The following is a 17412-nucleotide window of genomic DNA, read 5'->3' as shown; positions in this document are numbered from 1 at the left end:
AAACTAACCAAACAAAAAAAGACCCGCATCATCATGCGGATCTTCGTTAAAGCTATGATATTATCTACAATTTCCAGCAGCTTATCTGCGGTCCTGAGGGCCTCCAACAAAGACTTGCTCCTCGGTATCCAGCTTGTAAGCGGTGTGAAGTGCTTTGATAACCTCCTGCAGCTTGGCTCCGTCAATAACGCAAGAAACCTTGATTTCAGAGGTACTTACCATCTTGATGTTCACGCCCTGCTTGGAGATGACATCGAACATTTGAGCCGCAACCCCTGGATGGCTGACCATTCCAGCTCCAACAATCGAGATTTTAACCAGATTGTCTTCTGAGGTGACATCGCGGAAAGGCAGGCTTTCGCGGATATTTTCAATAACACCAAGCGCTCTCTCTCTATCAGAGAGGGCCACGGTAAATGAGAAGTCTGCTTTTCCTTCCAATACCCCGCTTTGAACAATAATATCAACGTCAATTTGTGCGGCTGCAAGAGAACCGAATACTTTAGCCAGAACACCAGGCTCATGGGATACTCCAAGAATACTAATCCGTGCCACATTCTTATCATAAGCGATACCGCTAACTACTACTCCCTGCTCCATGCTGACTTCCTCCTTCACAACTGTACCTTCGTTATGGTTAAAGCTAGAGCGCACGACCAGACATACATTATGGTGCTTCGCGTATTCCACCGCACGCGGATGCAGTACGGCTGCTCCCAGATTAGCCAGCTCCAGCATCTCGTCATAAGAAATTTCATTCAGCTTGCGCGCGCATTTCACGATTCGCGGGTCGGTTGAATAAATGCCGTCCACATCCGTATAAATTTCACACACATCCGCTTCAATCGCTGCGGCAAGCGCTACCGCCGTCGTATCGGAGCCTCCGCGGCCAAACGTTGTAATCTCGCCGTCTTCGGTCATGCCTTGGAAGCCGGCAACGACCACGATAGCCCCCTCTTCAAGCGACTTCCTTACCTTCTCAGGACGGATATCTGTAATCCGGGCCTTCCCAAAAACAGCCTCCGTCCGGAAGCCTGCCTGCCAACCTGTATAGGAGACAGCCTTTCGTCCAATTGCATGCAGTGCAATGGACAGCATGGCAATCGAAATTTGTTCACCATTGGTCATCAGCATATCCATCTCTCTGATTGGCGGCTGATCGTTCAGCAGCTTCGCCTGATCAATCAAGTCGTCAGTAGTATCTCCCATCGCGGAGACGACCACTACGCACTGATGCCCCTCATCTTGCTTCTCTGCGATACGTTTTGCTACGCGTTTCATGCGCTCTGTGTCGCCTACAGAGCTCCCTCCGAATTTCATGACGTATAAAGCCAAGTTGGTTCACTCCTCAATGATCATGATCCTGCAAGACCGGCGTCATGGGTTCATCTCTGTAACCGCCGTCTTTGGACACACCTAATAATCGGTAACGCTTTAACCCAGTATAATACGAAAGTCCTTGGGGAAGCCATTCTTTTTGTATATCTATGCAAAAATTCCTCCATCGGGGATGGAGGAATTGATAATAACACTACAATTCTCCATCCAGGGATGGGGGAATTGATGGAAACATTACAATTCTTCATCCAGGGATGGAGGAATTGATGATAGCACTGCGTTTAACAAATCCTATGCGCGGGAAATGTATTTACCTTCACGAGTGTCGATGAGCAGAACATCGCCTTCATTGATGAAGAGCGGTACTTGAACGTTCAGGCCAGTTTCCAGCTTGGCGTTCTTCGTTGCGCCCTGAGCGGTGTTGCCTTTAACGCCCGGCTCAGTCTCAACTACTTTAAGCTCAACGCTTGTAGGCAGGTTAATGCCGAGAAGCTCGCCTTGATAGCTGACAATCTTAACATTCATGTTTTCTTTCAGGAAGTTAAGCTCCCACTCCAGTTGATCGGCATCCAGGGAGAACTGGTCATAAGTCTCGTTATCCATGAAGGTATGCTCTTGACCGCTTGCATACAGATATTGAACCTCACGGTTCTCGATCATGGCACGTCCAATCGTTTCGCCTGCACGGAAGGTTTTCTCTACCGTGTTGCCGTTGCGAAGATTCTTCAGCTTGGAGCGTACAAAGGCAGCTCCTTTACCCGGTTTAACATGCTGAAACTCCAGAACCGTAAAGATATCGCCGTCCACTTCTACAGTGAGACCTGTTTTAAAATCGTTGACTGAAATCACAGAAAATCCTCCTCAAGTTAGACAAAATACTTCAATAATTATGCGTTAGTTTGTGCTAAATAACAATAAAATCTTTCGTGGATTCCGTCAACCGCCGCATGCCGTTCTCCGTAATCACCACATCGTCCTCAATCCGGACTCCTCCGAAGCCAGGCAGGTAAATTCCCGGCTCCACAGTAACAACCATGCCCGGCTTTAGAATCGTATCACTCAGCTTGGACAACCGCGGCGATTCATGTACTTCCATACCCAAACCATGTCCCGTGCTGTGTCCGAATTGATCGCCATAACCATAACGGGTGATAATGTCCCGGGCAAGGGCATCCGCTTCAGCTCCAGTCATCCCGGGACGAAGATGTTCGAGTGTATGAAGCTGGGCTTCAAGCACAATGTCATAGATTTCCCGGTGCTTGGCCGTTGGCGTGCCCAGCACAACCGTACGTGTAATATCGGAGCAGTAGCCGTTCAGGAGCGCTCCGAAATCCATTTTTACAAACTCATTATTCCCCAGAACCCGCTCGCTTGCAACCCCGTGAGGCAGCGCAGAACGTTCTCCTGAAGCCACGATCGTATCAAATGAGGAAGAGGTTGCACCGTTCTTGCGCATGAAGAACTCCATTTCCAATGCCATTTCAAGCTCGGTCACACCCGGCTTCAAAATTCCCAGCATATGCTCGAAAGTACGGTCCGCCAGGTCGGCGGCCTGCTTCATGATGGCGAGCTCCTCCTCATCCTTGAACACCCGAAGAAGCTCAACCAGGCCCGTTACCGGAACCAGCTTCACAGGCGCCAGCTCCTGCTCGTACTTGCGGTAAGCAGAGAATACGACATCATCCTGCTCAAAACCAACCTCATTAATCTGCTCTGCAGTGAGCAGACTCTTCAGCGTCTCACCAACCGAAACGCCGTGTTCAACCACCTCATACCCGGTTGCCTGCTGGGGAGCTTGGGTCATATAACGGAAATCGGTAAGCAGAAAGGCTTTGTTCTGTGTAATCAGCACGTAACCGGAAGACCCAGTGAAGCCGGACAAATATCTGCGGTTAATAGCGCTAGTAATAAATACCGCCTCTAGACCTCTTTGAAGCATTGCTTGTCTTAATTGAACTACCCGTTTGTTCGCCATATTCAAGTCTCCTTATTTTCCGCTTTCCAAGTGACGTCCCATTGCATCAAGGGCTAAATAATAGCTGCCATCGCCAAATCCTGCGATCTGACCAACTGCGATGGGGGCCACTACAGACTTATGTCTAAACTCCTCGCGGGCGTGGATATTGGACATATGTACTTCCACTACAGGGATCTTCACCGTAGTTAAGGCATCACGGATGGCATAGCTGTAATGCGTCAACGCTCCAGGGTTGATGATAATCCCGTCAGACTCCCCCATAGCGTCATGGATGCGGTCAATAATATGCCCTTCGTGATTGGATTGGAAGAATGAAATGTGAATTCCCAGGCTCTCCGCCTGCTTCTTGAGATTGTCTTCTATAGAAGCTAAGCTCAAAGAACCGTATATGCCAGGCTCCCGGACCCCGAGCAAATTCAGGTTCGGTCCGTTAATGACCAGAACACGTTTCATCGTCTCCCTCACCCCTTCTGATAAAATAACCAAAGCTTATTTTACCATAGGACAGTTATTCTTGAGAAGCACTTTCACGCCCCAGCAAGGGTTTACGCGGCTCCCTGTCCCTTTCGTCTGTATACTCCATAGCAGCGGTGTACCCAATAAATAAACCCCAAAGGAGGTAGAGGCAGAATTCACTGAAATGTGTATTAAAGTTCAGTTGTCTGAATGGGGGGGTCATATGAAGAACAGGCCCCGCCAATAAAAAGAGCACGGCCCACCATAAGGCCCCGTAAGCTAAACCGGGCCAAGGCCCTTTTAACTTCCGAAGTAACATCGTGTAAATTAACGCAGCCAGGATGGAGAATATGATAAAAAACAGCCAGCCTATAAAGTAACCTGGCATGGTTTTTAAATAAGCGTGCTTAAAAAAGGGCTCCGCTAGGAAACCGGGAATGATCTTCGTAAATCTCATAAAGTAAAAAACGCCATGAATCCCTCCCCAGATTAACCCCGCAAAAAAGCCGAGCTGAAGCGCAAACCACCAAGGATTTGTAACTTGCTTACCATCTCGCTGCCGCTGCTTTGCCATATTGTTTTCCTCATCCTTTCTAACGTGTAATCCTGCGCCACATCAGTTTTAATGTGTAGTATGCACCAAATAAACGGGATGAATCCGACAGCCTGAAGCGATCATGCCTTATAACTAGAATTTAGGACTGAAGTTAGATACAATAGACTTTATAGAGATACGGATTTGAGAACCATACAAATCTGAGAATAAATCTTAGGAAGGTGAAGTTGTTGCCTGATCAATCCAAACCAGCCGTTTATGGTGGCCAAGCTGTCATAGAAGGCGTTATGTTCGGCGGGAAACACGTGAATGTTACGGCGGTCCGCCGCAAGAACCAAGAGATTACCTTTTTGGAGGTCCCTAAGCACGATAAGAGATGGGTGAACCAGCTTCGCAGGATTCCCCTGATCCGTGGTGTGGTAAGTATTATTGATGCAAGCGCCAAAGGCTCCAAGCATCTGAATTACTCAGCTGAGGCTCTGGCTGATGACGAGGTTGAACCGGAAGAAAGAGAAAAGCAGAAGGAAAAACAGGAATCTGGCTGGTCACTGACTTTAATCCTAGGTGTGGCTATAGTAGGTATTCTTTCCTTTATCTTTGGTAAAGTAGTTCTCACGGTTGTTCCTGCGGTGATTGAGGATTTCCTGTTTAAAAACGCATTCAGCAGCACTTTTTTGCATACGTTGTTGGAAGGTGTTATCAAGATTGTATTCCTGCTTGCTTATTTGTGGGGAATCTCCCAGACCCCTATGATGAAACGTCTGTTTCAGTATCACGGGGCTGAGCATAAGGTGATTAGTGCTTTTGAAGCCGGGGAAGAACTTACGGTGAAGAATGTGCAGAAGTACAGCCGTCTACATTACCGCTGCGGAAGCAGCTTTATGGTCCTGACCGTTATCGTAGGCGTGGTTATATATTCGTTCTTCCACTGGGATAACCTGTGGGAACGCGTGTACATCCGTCTGCTGCTGCTTCCGCTGGTGATCGGAGTCTCCTTCGAACTTCTACGGATCACCAACTCCATGCGTGATATTCCGGTGCTGCGTTATCTTGGATACCCGGGGCTATGGCTGCAGCTGTTGACCACCAAGGAGCCGAATGATGATCAGGTTGAGGTATCCATCGCTTCCTTCAACCGGATGCGTGAACTTGATGCCGAAATGGAAAGCAAATCTTCTGCTGAGCTGTCAACGCTTGGCACCCATCTGGACCCTGTGAAAGGATGATTCAATGATGAGAAAACAAGGCATCATCTTCTGGGTCGTTCTCGGCCTGGCGGCCATCGGAATTGTGAACAGTATGCTTGCTGGCGGACTGTTGAACTGGCTGATTCCTGTTGTATTGGTCGGAATTGTGTTCCTTTTATACAAGTTTCCTCCGGCCAAGTACCGTTCCAAGTCTCCCAAAGTGAAGCCTTCTGCCAAAACGATGGCCAAAGTAGCAAAAACGGCGCCGCAGCGCCGTTCAGATTCAACTCCAAAGCGTAAATCGTATCCTTTCCAGGTCATCGAAGGCCATAAAGGAAAAAATGATGATGGTCAGCCCAAATACCACTGAACGTGTATAATAGTTATCACTGTAAGCTAGAAAGCCTGCTGAAAATACTTTGTGAATTCCTCTTCGTAATACTGGGTACTCCAGTCGCCGAAGAATTTGCTTCCTGCACGGAAGCCGGATTCATGAAGCAGCAGGCTTTCTTCATGTGTAATATTGAACTGCGTAACTCCGATGCCAAGGATGGGCACTTTTATCGTTCTATAACGGTTCGCCTGCTCAATATACCGCTCATCATGAGCGGACAGCATCGTATCGAACAGGGCCTGAAGCATGCTGAACGGCCCTCCGATCCGATGCGGCTTGCCCGAGTTCTTCCCTACCATTTGAAAACCTACCGTTGGAGTAATTTTGCCACGGCCTCCGTTTGGCTTCACACCATCCTGGTCAAACAGCCACAGGGGCATATTACTAAGCAGACCTCCATCCACAATGTGCAGGAACTGGTCCTTGAAGGCCTTAGACCTTGATAATTTGGGCGGAAGCCGAAGCAGTACGGGGTCGAAGAAATAAGGAATACTGCAGCTCATCCGCACGGCACGTGCCACCTCGAAATACTCCTCGTTAATCCCCAGCTTGTTCAAATCATTGGGAAGAATCAGGATTTTGCCACTGGTGATATCCGATGCGATGATCGACAGCTTGCCCGGTTCGATATCCTTGAAGGTTCGTATCCCCTTGGCTAACAGCACCTTTCTAAGCCAATCCTCCAAAGCCTCTCCTGCATACAGCCCTTTCTTAAGCATGATTCGTACTGCCGGACCTACTAAAGGTGTATTAAATATAAAAGCTCTCTTCAGAAACTTGGTAAAGTTCGTTTCAAGGATGAGCTCCTTCATTTCCTCAGCCTGGTATCCCGATGCCAGCAGGGAGGCGACGATGGAGCCCGAAGAGGTACCCGCCAATTTGTCAAAAGTAAACCCATGAATCTCAGCCGCCCGCACAGCACCAACCAGCGATATTCCCCGAACTCCGCCGCCCTGGAAGACTCCATTAATCCGCATCCAGCACACAGCCCCCATCCCGCATAAGTTGACCGGCCGCAGCAAGGGCGGTGGTCTACTGCTTATGTATGAGAATGGGGGCTGCCTTTATTCCTTATTATGCCTGCATTTTCTTAATTAGAAACTAAATATGATTTCAATAGCGGAAGCAGGCCGAGCGTGTTACTGAGCAAATTCTTTGCACTAAAAAATATACTTCCTTTAACTTCACTATACTGAGTATTGTATTTGAGCTGGTTTACAATTTCCTGGGCGGTCTGCCACCCTACCTCTGGTGTACCCAGCTTATACGCTGCGTGGCCGATATAGAGCTTCACGCTGGTGCCTCTGACCTCACTAGCCCACCAGTCCACCAATTTATCATAACGCGCTGTGTTAAAGGACATACTCCAATAAATCTGCGGCGCCACATAATCAATCCAGCCGTTCTTAATCCAGGTGCGCACATCCGCGTACATGCTGTCATAATCCGTGATACCTGCCTTCGTATCAGAACCGGTTACGTCAGTCGCTTTATTGCGCCATACTCCGAACGGGCTGATTCCAAAGCTCACGCTTGGCTTCACCTGATGGATGGACTGCCCTAAATCCCGCACTAAGCTGTTGATGTTGCTACGGCGCCAGTCACCCTTATTAGAGATACCATCCGGGTTATAAGTTTTGAATGTGCTGTCGTCATTAAATTTATCACTGGAGCTCTCGCCTGATGGATAAAAATAATCATCCAGATGCACGCCGTCAATGTTGTAGTTCTTCACTACTTCCATCACCGTATCGACGATCTGCTGCCTCGCCTCCGGTATGCCCGGATTAATGTAGAGCTTGCCTCCCTGCTTCACAATCCAATCCGGATGCTGAACCGCCACACTGTTCGCAGGCAGCTTCGTCACATCCGTAATCGTGCTGGCGCGGAACGGGTTGAACCAGGCGTGAAACTGCATTCCCCTCTTGTGTGTCTCGTCCACCAGGAAAGCGAGCGGATCATAACCTGGATCTTTGCCAGGTGTGCCTGTAAGATACTGTGACCATGGCACAAGGCTTGATGGGTAGATCGCATCAGCAGCTGGTCTAACCTGCACAAAGACCGCATTGATCCCGGTATCCTGCAGCTTGTCGAGCATATCCGTATACTCCGCTTTTTGCTTCACTTCATTTCCATAGGATTTACTGCTTGGCCAGTCAATGTTGTATACCGTGGAAATCCATGCGCCTTTTAATTCAGCAGCATCATGGCCTCCCGGCACCGTACCTGGGGTTGTGGGTTCCTCACTCGAATTATCACCAGGAAGTGTTGGGGTTGGAACGTCCACCTTATTCTTGGTTACCAGAATCACCTGCTGCTTGGATGCGTTCCAGTCCACGAGCAGTCCCAGGTTCTCCCCAACAAACCGAAGAGGAATCATGGTCCGCCCCTTAACCACCTGAACGGTAGCATCCAAAGATACCGTGTTTCCATTCACCTTAGCCGTTTTCTTGCCCGCTTGCAGGATAATGGTGTCCGAATCCTTGCTTATTGTGGCCGTGTTCGTGGATGGCTTCCAATCCACACTGGCGCCAAGCCCTTCGGTAATCACCCGGACTGGAACCATGGTGAAGCCCGATTTCAGGTAAGGAGGCACATCACTCGTAAGCGGCTGTCCATCAAGCAGCATGGTGATGGTTGATGATTTGGCTAGAGCCGAAGGGGACAAGGACGACAGACTCAGCACCAACAACAGCATCAGCATCAGCAAACTACGAAACTTCATAAACTAGCATCCTCCCAGAATCAATAGATTTGCAGGCGAAAAACAACAGTCTACTAAAAGACCATACACCGTTCTTCACCCTAAAAAAGAATAAGCACCTGTCTATAAGGACAGATGCCTCATTCAAGAATCACTGGTCACTTCACCGTGCATGGCGTGAAGCTGCTGTATTCTTTGTTTATCCTGACGTAAAAATTCGACTAATGTTTCAATTCTCGTGATCGAATCCCAACTTAAATGATGTTCGATCCCTTCCACGTCCTTGTAGATGTTCTCCTGCTGTACTCCAATCATCTCCAGGAACTCTTCAAGCAGCTGATGTCTATCCACGAGACGTTTGCCTACCTTCTTGCCTTTACTGGTCAGAACAAGACCTCTGTACTTCTCATAGATCAGATATTCGTCTTTGTCTAGCTTCTGGATCATCTTCGTGACGGATGAGGGGTGAACCTCCAAGCCTTCGGCAATATCCGATACTCGCGCATAACCTTTCTCATCAATGAGCTTGTAAATGCGCTCCAAATAATCCTCCATGCTGGGCGTTGGCAATGTAATTCCCTCTTTTCTTATTATCAACAAAATGGCCTGTGCGCCGGGTAAACCTGCTCTTGTAATGATACATGTTTCGCAGAGGACTTGGCAAGTCCTGGTGCCGTATCCTTCTAAGCTTCCTGCTCATTATTGCCATGACTTTAAGGGTCCCTGCGCACACACAATAACTACATTCCCTTTAAGAGTGGAGGTTGAAGCAATGTCTATCCGTGTTGCGGAGCCACCCGTAAAGCCGCGCGCACATACTAAACCTTTTATTCCCGACTTTGTCTATTTTGAACCGGGGGCACTGGAATATCCGAAGGGACTCAGAATTATGGACTGGGTAAAGTCCCAAGATATTCCTTACAAAATGACCGGCTCGCATAACCGCATAACAGGTCTTCCCGGCGATACCGAGCTCCAGCAATATAAAAATGCCAAACGGACTCTTGTCGTTGGTGTGCGAAAAACGCTGACCTTTGACCAGTCTAAGCCGTCCGCTGAGTATGCCATCCCCATTTCGACCGGCTGTATGGGCCACTGTCATTATTGTTACCTTCAAACCACACTTGGCGCCAAGCCGTACATCCGTGTATATGTGAATACAGATGATGTTATTGCCGCCGCCAAAAAGTATATTGATGAGCGGATTCCTGAAATCACACGCTTTGAAGCCGCCTGTACTTCTGATCCGGTCGGCCTGGAGCATATTACAGGCTCATTAACCGAGCTCATTGAATTTATGGCCAAGGAAGAATACGGCCGGCTTCGTTTTGTCACGAAGTTTCACCATGTCGAGCCCTTCTTAAAGCTCAAGCATAATGATCACACCCGCATCCGATTCAGCATTAACTCGGACTATGTTATCCGTCAATTCGAACCTGCCACCTCTTCGTTCGAGGAGCGGATTTCGGCTGCCGGGAAAGTTGCCGAAGCAGGCTATCCGCTTGGATTCATCATTGCCCCCATTATCTGGTATGAAGGCTGGGAGGAAGGGTATGGCGATCTGCTCAAGCGCTTGGCGGCTGCCATGCCAAAAGAACCGGTAAAAGACCTGACCTTCGAAATGATCCAGCACCGCTTCACCAAGACAGCTAAAGCGACCATCGAGAAGCGCTACCCGAAAACCAAACTTGAGATGGATATCGAGAAGCGCAAGAAGAAATGGGGCCGTTATGGCCAGTATAAATATGTTTATCCGGACGAACAGCAAACCGCCCTGCGCGAATATATCACAGAGCGGATTTTTGAGCATTTTCCTTATGCCTGTATTGATTATTTCACTTAAAATTTAAGCCAATCCGGGGTGATGCTCTGCAGCCAGATCGTAATGTAGGTCATCCGGTTCGTAAACAGCAGAAGCCCCATTAGCACCATAAGAGCACCGCCAATCTTCATCATCAGGCCGGAGTAGCGAAGAATCCACTTCGTTGAGCCGATGAAGAAGGCCAGTACAAAAAAAGGCAGGGCAAAGCCTACGGAGTAAGCGGTAATCAGCCCCAGCCACGTGCCGGGAGCGCTTGCGGACAAGGCAATGATAGACATTAGAATTGGCCCAACACACGGGGACCAGCCTGCAGAGAAGCCGATTCCGAGAATGAAGGAGCCTACGTACCCCGCCGGTTTGAATTTAAACTGCATCTTGCGTTCCTTCATCAAGAACTGGGGTTGGAACAGTCCTAACAGGAATAACCCCATCACGATTATGAGTATCGCTGATAATTGGCGGATCAGGTCCCGATATTCATTGAACAGCTGGCCAAACATCCCCGCCCCGAATCCAAGCGTGTAGAAAACGGCAGAGAAACCTAAAATAAAAGCGAGCGTATGGGTCATCGTCCGGAAGCGGACGTTTGGCCTATCCTGCTCACTTCGCAGTGTTTGAACGGACATTCCTGTTATGTAGGATAGATAAGATGGGTACAAAGGCAAACAGCAGGGTGAAATAAATGAAGCGATCCCTGCCGCGAAAGCCACCCAAATATTAAGATCCGGCATAAGTTCCTCCCTCTGATTGAAGAAATTACGCGGTAAAACCCCTTTTACCCAGAAGAGTCAGAATCAGCATGGCAATCAGCAGCAGAACAATCGTTGCGCCAGGAGCCAGGTTCCAGATTCCTGCAACCATGAGTCCCAGAACCACAGCAATCTCAGCAATCACAACCGAGAAGACAACCGAGCTTTTGAAGCTTCGTGCAATTAATAAACTGCAGGCTGCCGGGATCGTAATTAAGGCGGATACGAGAAGTGCCCCAACAATCTTGATTGCGGTGCTAATGACCAAGGCGGTCATGACGGTAATCAATAAATTCAGCCATTTCACGGGAAGTCCACTTACCGCGGCGGCATCCTCTTCAAAGGTAAGCAGGAAGAATTCTTTGAAGAACAGACCGATTCCAACTACAACGAGCACAGTGACCGCGCCGACCACGTACAAATCCGTTGTATCCAATGTATAAATACTGCCGAATAAATAACTCACAACATCGGTATTATATCCCATTCCTAGCGTGAAGAACAGGGAGGCCAAAGCGACACCACCAGACATGATGATGGCTATGGACAGCTCAGCATATCCCCGGTAGGCCTTACGCAGCTTCTCAATCGCAAATGAAGCCACAATCGCGAAGATCAGACCAATGGCAATCGGATAGATATTGATTAGAAAACCGAGCGCAACCCCAGCAATCGTGACATGTGCCAGCGTGTCCCCGATCATCGACAATCTGCGAAGTACGAGAAAGATGCCAATAAGCGGAGCCGTGATTCCGATAAGAATCCCACCGGCAAGCGCCCTCTGAAAAAAATCAACGGTTAAAATCTCCAAGTTTCATATCTCCTTCAAAATATATCTATCGAACCCTGGGGCAGATCATTACATCGTATTCAGGGAATGCTGAAGATCCGATATCCCGCAATCCTGATCATGGGAGTGTCTTACATAGAATTTAATCCCACCGCAGCGGTCACGCGGCTCCTTGCCCAGGTATCCTTCAATCATCTCAATATCATGAGAGACCATAAGGAAGGTCATGTGATGATGGGCATGCATGTGGAAAATCAGTTCAAAAAAATCAGCCTGCGTCTGAACGTCAATTCCGACTGTAGGCTCATCCAGGATCAACAAATCTGGATGATTAATAAGCGCACGGGCCAAGAACACTCGCTGCTGCTGTCCACCTGACAGCTGGCCGATCCGCTTGTCAGCGATATCCGTGATCCGCATGACCTCCATAGCGTCCGCACATTTCTGATGGTCGGACTTATTCATCCTGCGGAAGATCTTCGTGTTGCAGTACAGCCCGGAAAGCACAACTTCCCGCACAGTGGCGGGAAACAGCGGATTGAAGGCATTCTTCTGGGGAACATAACCGATACGTTCCCAGTCTTTGAATTTCTGTATCGGCTGACCGAACAGCCTAATGCTCCCTTGGGAAGGGGAGAGCAGCCCTACAATCATTTTCAGGAGCGTAGTCTTCCCCGTCCCATTCGAGCCAATGACACCGACGAAATCCCGTTCCTTGGCGGAGAAGCTGAGGTCTGTAATTACCTTCTGATCTCTATACGAGAAGGACACCCCTTCAATATCAAGTATATTCTGATGACAAAATGCTGCTTGCTGGTTGCTTTCTAAGCTCATAAGCGGCCGCCTTCCATTTCCTTGGAATAACTATCTTTATTGTAAAGCTAGAATCAGATTTTGCAAATTCTTCTCCATCAGGGTGAAGTAATTATCTTTGTTCTGCTCTTCCTGTTTGGTGAGACCCTCCACCGGATTTAGCACAAGGGTCTGCACCCCTGTCTCACTGGCCAGCGTGCGGGCCAGCTTATCCGAGACCAGCTCTTCGAAGAAGATATATTTAATCTTCTCCTCTTTGACAATCTTGGAAAGTTTAATGATGTCCTGTGCCCGTGGTTCGGCATCAGGTGATAAGCCCATAATGGCATGCTGTGTCAATCCATAATCCCGGCACAGATATCCAAATGCTTGATGAGAGACCACAATTTCTTTTTTGCTCATTTTAGATAATTCTGTGGTGAACTTCGTGTCCAGCTTTGCCAGCTGATCCGAGAGCTGCTGATAACGCGCCTCATATCCGCTCTTATGGGCGGGGTCTACCTGAATGTAGCTGTCTTTAATGTTCTTTGCAATCTGCATCGCTGATTTTGGGCTGACCCATGTATGCGGGTCCGTCAGATGAGCTTCTGGAGAAGCATTTGCACCGCCGTGATCATGTCCATCTTCGCTCTCTTCAGCCTCGATCAGCTTAATTCCCTTGCTTACCTCTACGGTTGTCACTTTGGAATCTTTGCTCAGTCCCTTTAGAAAATTAGGGACCCAGCCCTCAAGTCCAGCTCCATTGTAGAGAAACAGCTGTGCGTTGGAAGCCGTTATCATGTCATTACTGCGCGGGGTCCACTCATGCGGCTCCACACCGGCAGGCAGCAGATTAATGACGTTGGCATCCTCGCCTCCTATGGCGGAAGCGAATTCGTAGATCGGGTAGAAACTGGTTACCACATTGACTTTGCCTTCCACAAGCTGACCGTTCCCGCCTCGGCCGCAGCCAGCCAGTATACCTATAATTAAGAGTCCAATAAGAGCCCCGCCAAATCTAATTTTCATAATCTTTCGCCTTCCCTATTCGTAATAATTACAAAGAGAATTATAGGGTCACTATAAAATGAATGTCAACCCCGAGTTCCATTGTTCCCTGCCAAAAGAAAAAAAGACCTTTTCTAATGGAAAAGGTTCCACTAGAAAAGGTCTTTCTACATCTACATAAGCTGAGTTCAGCGATTATTTAACCACAGCACCATTCGGCATACTATCGGGTACCGTAGCCAGGGTCAATTGATCTCCTTGTGAAGCTGCCAGAATCATGCCTTGGGACAGCTCACCCCGCAGCTTAACCGGCTTAAGATTAGTTACCACAATCACTTTGCGCCCAACCAGCTCTTCAGGCTTATAGAACTTGGCGATTCCCGATACTACCTGTCTCTGCTCAAACCCAAGATCCAGCTGCAGCTTCAGCAGCTTATCCGCTTTTGGAATCGCCTCGGCTTTAATAACCTGCCCTACCCGGAGCTCCACCTTGGCAAATTCATCAATGCCAATCTCGTCTTTGAGCTCGGGTGCCGGTGCATGGGTATTAGCACTCTCACCTGATGCTGACTTGGCAGGTTCCTCCGCAGCTGCAAAAGCTGCTGCAGTGCCAGCCATAGCCTGCACAATGTAAGCGACCTCCTCGGCACTGTCCAGACGCGGGAAGATCGGCTCCCCTTTGCCAAGCTTAGTTCCAGCAGGAATCAGGCCAAATGATTTGGCGCTGTCCCAAGTGGTCAGCTCCCCTTGCCCGATTCCAAGCTGTGCCCAGATTTTGGCTGGTGCCTGGGTAAGGAATGGCTGAAGCAGAATCGAAGCAATCCGCAGAGACTCAACCAAGTGCACCATAACCGAGGCCAGCTCATCTTTCTTGGACTCATCTTTAGCAAGCGTCCACGGCTGCGTCTCATCAATATACTTGTTCGTACGGCTGACAAACTGGCTGATCGCGGTCAGGGCAACGGAGAATTCCAGATTCTCCATTACCTCTTCTACCTTGGTTATTGCAGCCTCAGCAGCACGTGTCAGCTCCTGGTCGTACGGGGTCACATTTGGCACATACGCCGGCAGAACGCCGTCGAAATACTTGTTAACCATCGCCACAGTCCGGTTAAGCAGGTTGCCGAGGTCGTTGGCCAGGTCGGAGTTGATCCGTTCCACGAAGCTCTCTGGTGTAAACTGCCCGTCGGAGCCAAATGGAACTTCACGAAGCAGATAGTAGCGTGTCGCATCGAGTCCATAGCGGTCGATCAGGGTGTTTGGGTCCACCACGTTACCTTTGGATTTGGACATTTTGCCGTCTTTCATCAACAGCCATCCATGTCCAAACACTTTCTTAGGCAGTGGAATATCGAGAGCCATCAGCATAATTGGCCAGTAAATGGAGTGGAACCGCACGATCTCTTTACCTACGAGGTGTACATCCGCAGGCCAATAGCGCTGATACAGCTCGTCATTATCCGTTCCATATCCGAGGGCGGTAATATAGTTCGACAGGGCATCGATCCATACGTAAACCACATGCTTCGGATCCCCTTTTACCTTCACGCCCCATTCGAAAGTCGTTCGGGACACCGCCAAATCCTCAAGCCCCGGCTTAATGAAGTTATTGATCATCTCATTCTTGCGGGACTCCGGCTGAATGAAATCCGGGTGCTCCTCGTAATACTGAAGCAGACGGTCTGCGTAGTGGCTCATTCTGAAGAAATAGGATTCTTCTTTCACCAATTCGACAGGATGCCCACTGTCGGGACTCTTGGCACTTTGGATGTTCCCCTTCTCATCCCTTACGATATCTACAAGCTGAGTCTCGGTATAAAACGTTTCGTCCGGGATACTGTACCAGCCTTCATATTCTCCTTTATAGATGTCACCCTTCTGTAACAAACGGTCGAAGATATCCTGCACTATTTTTTTATGATTCTCGTCTGTAGTGCGGATAAAGTCATCGTTGGAAATGTCAAGCTTCTTCCAGAGCTGCTTGATGCCAGCCACAATATCATCAACAAATTGCTGAGGGGTCTTGCCGCTTTGCTGGGCTTTCTGCTCAATCTTTTGTCCATGTTCATCCGTACCCGTCAGGAAGCGTACATCGTAGCCGCGCAGGCGCTTGTAGCGGCACATAGCGTCCCCCGCCACGGTTGTGTAGGCATGCCCTATATGCAGCTTGTCACTTGGGTAATAGATCGGTGTTGTCAGGTAAAACGTTTTTCGATCAGACATGAAATAGCCTCCTTCAAATTATCCGCATGAAAACCATACTTCCAAATCACTTCTGTAAAGCCCATCTTCTTCTGCGGCAAAACAAAAAAACTCCCGCCCGCAATGGGACGAGAGAGTTCTCACGTGGTACCACCCAAATTCCCCAGGATTCATCCATGCAATTCCCAGGCTCAATTTCCGTCTGAATGTAGACGCACCCTTAACGCTGGTTCTGCGCTGCCCCCTTACTCAGACCGTCCAGACCATGGCTGACAGCTCGAAAGCAGTTCCTCCCGGACCATCTTCCAAAGTCCCTCCAGACCGGCTCACAGCTTACCCCGGCTCTCTGTACTGGCGGATGCTTCGTACTTATCCGTTCACAGGAAATGGATATGCAAATCATTTATATAAAATATATGAAAAGTCATGAGGACTGTCAAGTCATCCCTCTGCCCTTTCCCGGTTAACCGTTTTGCGGGGAGGTACAGGATCGAGGCCGCCCGGATGAAACGGGTGGCACTTGGCAATTCTTTTCGCCGCTAACCAGGAGCCTTTCAGCGCCCCATGGACCTCAACCGCCTCCAAAGCATAAGCGGAACAGGTCGGATAGAACCGGCAGGTTGGCGGCTTCAAGGGAGAGATGAATTTGCGGTAAACATGAATGGGTCCCTGCACCATTTTGCGCCCTATTGACATGTGATCAACCCTCTTGTCCTACCGGCTTTGGCTGCTCCCGGTCCACACGGCAGTTCTTGCAGTAGCCGAACACCTCAAACTTGTGCTTAACCACCTGGAATTGTTCTGGCGCATCCGTAAGCGGCATTGGGCAGAAATGAATCGGATAGGTCTTCTCACACTGCAGGCATATCATATGGTGATGATGGTGATTCTCGCTGCATCCGCCTCTGAATTTAAGCCCATCTTCAAATACAACCTGTTCGATCGCCCCAAGCTCCTCCATGACCCTCAGGTTGCGGTAGACGGTATCAAAGCTGAGTCCGCTGTATTTTTTGCACATATAGTCATAAACATCTTTGGGGGTCAAATATCCTTCTGTTTCCGAAAACAACTTGGCCAGCGTCCTACGCTGATCCGTAATCCGGAGTCCTTGCGCGGACATGATACGGATGATCTGTTCTGTCGACAGCATATGCTTTTCCTCCTGCCCTGACAAATCTGTCTATTATTCATAATGCCGTAAATAAAAGATAGAGTCAATCTAGGCAAGCCTTTAGCACAAATGGCCCTGCTCCCACTGTGTTCAACACAAGAGAAGCAGGGCCATTCTTACATAATAGGTATAAGTCCGGTCGTTCTTAACTATATAAAATGAACTTATGAAGGTTACCCTTATGGGGCGCTACGATGCCGAGTGTTCTTTAAGGCCGCTGTTGTCTCCGAAATCCTTGAACTAGATATCCATTGGAGCATTTCGG

Annotated in this window: 18 protein-coding genes; 3 read left to right on the top strand and 15 right to left on the bottom strand. The window is 48.8% G+C overall.

Features of this window, described 5'->3' with window-relative positions:
• Positions 1 to 81 precede the first annotated feature (81 nt).
• The 5 genes from BN6628_RS09835 to BN6628_RS09815 all read right to left on the bottom strand — a co-directional run bounded on the left by BN6628_RS09835 (position 82) and on the right by BN6628_RS09815 (position 4346).
• A complete protein-coding gene (locus tag BN6628_RS09835; protein ID WP_068616916.1) occupies positions 82 to 1335 on the bottom strand; it encodes an aspartate kinase in 1254 nt (417 codons plus the stop codon).
• A gap of 294 nt (positions 1336 to 1629) precedes the next feature.
• The gene (gene efp / locus BN6628_RS09830; protein WP_068616915.1) at positions 1630 to 2187 is read right to left on the bottom strand and encodes an elongation factor P; all 558 of its coding nucleotides are present in this window, start codon (positions 2185 to 2187) and stop codon (positions 1630 to 1632) included.
• A 55-nt stretch (positions 2188 to 2242) separates the two neighbouring features.
• Positions 2243 to 3313 carry a M24 family metallopeptidase gene (locus BN6628_RS09825; protein ID WP_068616913.1) on the bottom strand — a complete coding sequence of 357 codons (1071 nt, stop codon included), beginning with the start codon at positions 3311 to 3313 and terminating at the stop codon, positions 2243 to 2245.
• A gap of 12 nt (positions 3314 to 3325) precedes the next feature.
• Positions 3326 to 3769: a type II 3-dehydroquinate dehydratase gene (aroQ, locus tag BN6628_RS09820; protein ID WP_068616911.1), complete on the bottom strand. Its 444-nt coding sequence runs from the start codon at positions 3767 to 3769 to the stop codon at positions 3326 to 3328.
• Positions 3770 to 3824: 55 nt separating this feature from the next.
• Complete coding sequence (locus tag BN6628_RS09815) at positions 3825 to 4346, bottom strand: YqhR family membrane protein (RefSeq protein WP_068616909.1); 522 nt, start codon at positions 4344 to 4346, stop codon at positions 3825 to 3827.
• A 212-nt stretch (positions 4347 to 4558) separates the two neighbouring features.
• Between BN6628_RS09815 and BN6628_RS09810 the strand changes: the two genes are divergently transcribed.
• The gene (locus BN6628_RS09810) at positions 4559 to 5554 is read left to right on the top strand and encodes a DUF1385 domain-containing protein (RefSeq protein ID WP_068616907.1); all 996 of its coding nucleotides are present in this window, start codon (positions 4559 to 4561) and stop codon (positions 5552 to 5554) included.
• Between the two features lie 7 nt (positions 5555 to 5561).
• On the top strand, positions 5562 to 5885 hold the full coding sequence (locus BN6628_RS09805; RefSeq protein WP_068616905.1) for a hypothetical protein: 324 nt from the start codon (positions 5562 to 5564) through the stop codon (positions 5883 to 5885).
• A 26-nt stretch (positions 5886 to 5911) separates the two neighbouring features.
• Here BN6628_RS09805 and BN6628_RS09800 read toward each other — a convergent pair whose 3' ends face one another.
• The 3 genes from BN6628_RS09800 to mntR all read right to left on the bottom strand — a co-directional run bounded on the left by BN6628_RS09800 (position 5912) and on the right by mntR (position 9183).
• The gene (locus tag BN6628_RS09800) at positions 5912 to 6886 is read right to left on the bottom strand and encodes a patatin-like phospholipase family protein (protein WP_068616903.1); all 975 of its coding nucleotides are present in this window, start codon (positions 6884 to 6886) and stop codon (positions 5912 to 5914) included.
• A 113-nt stretch (positions 6887 to 6999) separates the two neighbouring features.
• A complete protein-coding gene (locus BN6628_RS09795; protein WP_068616901.1) occupies positions 7000 to 8634 on the bottom strand; it encodes a family 10 glycosylhydrolase in 1635 nt (544 codons plus the stop codon).
• A gap of 123 nt (positions 8635 to 8757) precedes the next feature.
• A complete protein-coding gene (mntR, locus tag BN6628_RS09790; protein WP_068616900.1) occupies positions 8758 to 9183 on the bottom strand; it encodes a transcriptional regulator MntR in 426 nt (141 codons plus the stop codon).
• 202 nt (positions 9184 to 9385) lie between these two features.
• On the opposite strand from mntR, the gene splB reads away from it, so the two are divergent.
• On the top strand, positions 9386 to 10456 hold the full coding sequence (gene splB, locus BN6628_RS09785) for a spore photoproduct lyase (RefSeq protein WP_068616898.1): 1071 nt from the start codon (positions 9386 to 9388) through the stop codon (positions 10454 to 10456).
• On the opposite strand, the gene BN6628_RS09780 is transcribed toward splB, so the two are convergent.
• The 7 genes from BN6628_RS09780 to BN6628_RS09750 all read right to left on the bottom strand — a co-directional run bounded on the left by BN6628_RS09780 (position 10453) and on the right by BN6628_RS09750 (position 17126).
• Positions 10453 to 11166, bottom strand: a complete 714-nt coding sequence (locus BN6628_RS09780; protein WP_068616896.1) for a cytochrome c biogenesis CcdA family protein — start codon at positions 11164 to 11166, stop codon at positions 10453 to 10455. The two genes, splB and BN6628_RS09780, sit on opposite strands and share 4 nt — an antisense overlap.
• 25 nt (positions 11167 to 11191) lie before the next feature.
• The gene (locus BN6628_RS09775) at positions 11192 to 11995 is read right to left on the bottom strand and encodes a metal ABC transporter permease (RefSeq protein WP_068616894.1); all 804 of its coding nucleotides are present in this window, start codon (positions 11993 to 11995) and stop codon (positions 11192 to 11194) included.
• Positions 11996 to 12043: 48 nt separating this feature from the next.
• Positions 12044 to 12808: a metal ABC transporter ATP-binding protein gene (locus BN6628_RS09770; RefSeq protein ID WP_068616892.1), complete on the bottom strand. Its 765-nt coding sequence runs from the start codon at positions 12806 to 12808 to the stop codon at positions 12044 to 12046.
• 36 nt (positions 12809 to 12844) lie between these two features.
• Positions 12845 to 13795 (bottom strand): metal ABC transporter substrate-binding protein, encoded by a 951-nt coding sequence (locus BN6628_RS09765; RefSeq protein ID WP_068616890.1) that lies wholly within the window; start codon positions 13793 to 13795, stop codon positions 12845 to 12847.
• A 174-nt stretch (positions 13796 to 13969) separates the two neighbouring features.
• Positions 13970 to 15997, bottom strand: coding sequence for a methionine--tRNA ligase (metG, locus tag BN6628_RS09760; RefSeq protein WP_068616889.1), 2028 nt, complete (start codon positions 15995 to 15997; stop codon positions 13970 to 13972).
• A 420-nt stretch (positions 15998 to 16417) separates the two neighbouring features.
• Positions 16418 to 16672 (bottom strand): membrane protein insertion efficiency factor YidD, encoded by a 255-nt coding sequence (yidD, locus tag BN6628_RS09755; protein ID WP_068616887.1) that lies wholly within the window; start codon positions 16670 to 16672, stop codon positions 16418 to 16420.
• A gap of 4 nt (positions 16673 to 16676) precedes the next feature.
• A complete protein-coding gene (locus tag BN6628_RS09750) occupies positions 16677 to 17126 on the bottom strand; it encodes a Fur family transcriptional regulator (RefSeq protein ID WP_068616886.1) in 450 nt (149 codons plus the stop codon).
• Positions 17127 to 17412 lie beyond the last annotated feature (286 nt).

It is taken from the genome of Paenibacillus tuaregi (assembly GCF_900086655.1).
GTDB classification, from domain to species: Bacteria; Bacillota; Bacilli; order Paenibacillales; family Paenibacillaceae; genus Fontibacillus; species Fontibacillus tuaregi.
The sequence above is the reverse complement of the archived record's forward strand: the minus strand, read 5'-3'. Positions and strand labels throughout refer to the sequence as shown.

Coding starts and splice junctions, on each gene's coding strand:
- BN6628_RS09825 (WP_068616913.1), bottom strand. CDS start 3,313: ATGGCGAACAAACGGGTAGTTCAATTAAGACAAGCAATGCTTCAAAGA.
- aroQ (WP_068616911.1), bottom strand. CDS start 3,769: ATGAAACGTGTTCTGGTCATTAACGGACCGAACCTGAATTTGCTCGGG.
- BN6628_RS09815 (WP_068616909.1), bottom strand. CDS start 4,346: ATGGCAAAGCAGCGGCAGCGAGATGGTAAGCAAGTTACAAATCCTTGG.
- BN6628_RS09805 (WP_068616905.1), top strand. CDS start 5,562: ATGAGAAAACAAGGCATCATCTTCTGGGTCGTTCTCGGCCTGGCGGCC.
- BN6628_RS09800 (WP_068616903.1), bottom strand. CDS start 6,886: ATGCGGATTAATGGAGTCTTCCAGGGCGGCGGAGTTCGGGGAATATCG.
- BN6628_RS09795 (WP_068616901.1), bottom strand. CDS start 8,634: ATGAAGTTTCGTAGTTTGCTGATGCTGATGCTGTTGTTGGTGCTGAGT.
- splB (WP_068616898.1), top strand. CDS start 9,386: ATGTCTATCCGTGTTGCGGAGCCACCCGTAAAGCCGCGCGCACATACT.
- BN6628_RS09780 (WP_068616896.1), bottom strand. CDS start 11,166: ATGCCGGATCTTAATATTTGGGTGGCTTTCGCGGCAGGGATCGCTTCA.
- BN6628_RS09770 (WP_068616892.1), bottom strand. CDS start 12,808: ATGAGCTTAGAAAGCAACCAGCAAGCAGCATTTTGTCATCAGAATATA.
- BN6628_RS09765 (WP_068616890.1), bottom strand. CDS start 13,795: ATGAAAATTAGATTTGGCGGGGCTCTTATTGGACTCTTAATTATAGGT.
- metG (WP_068616889.1), bottom strand. CDS start 15,997: ATGTCTGATCGAAAAACGTTTTACCTGACAACACCGATCTATTACCCA.
- yidD (WP_068616887.1), bottom strand. CDS start 16,672: ATGTCAATAGGGCGCAAAATGGTGCAGGGACCCATTCATGTTTACCGC.
- BN6628_RS09750 (WP_068616886.1), bottom strand. CDS start 17,126: ATGCTGTCGACAGAACAGATCATCCGTATCATGTCCGCGCAAGGACTC.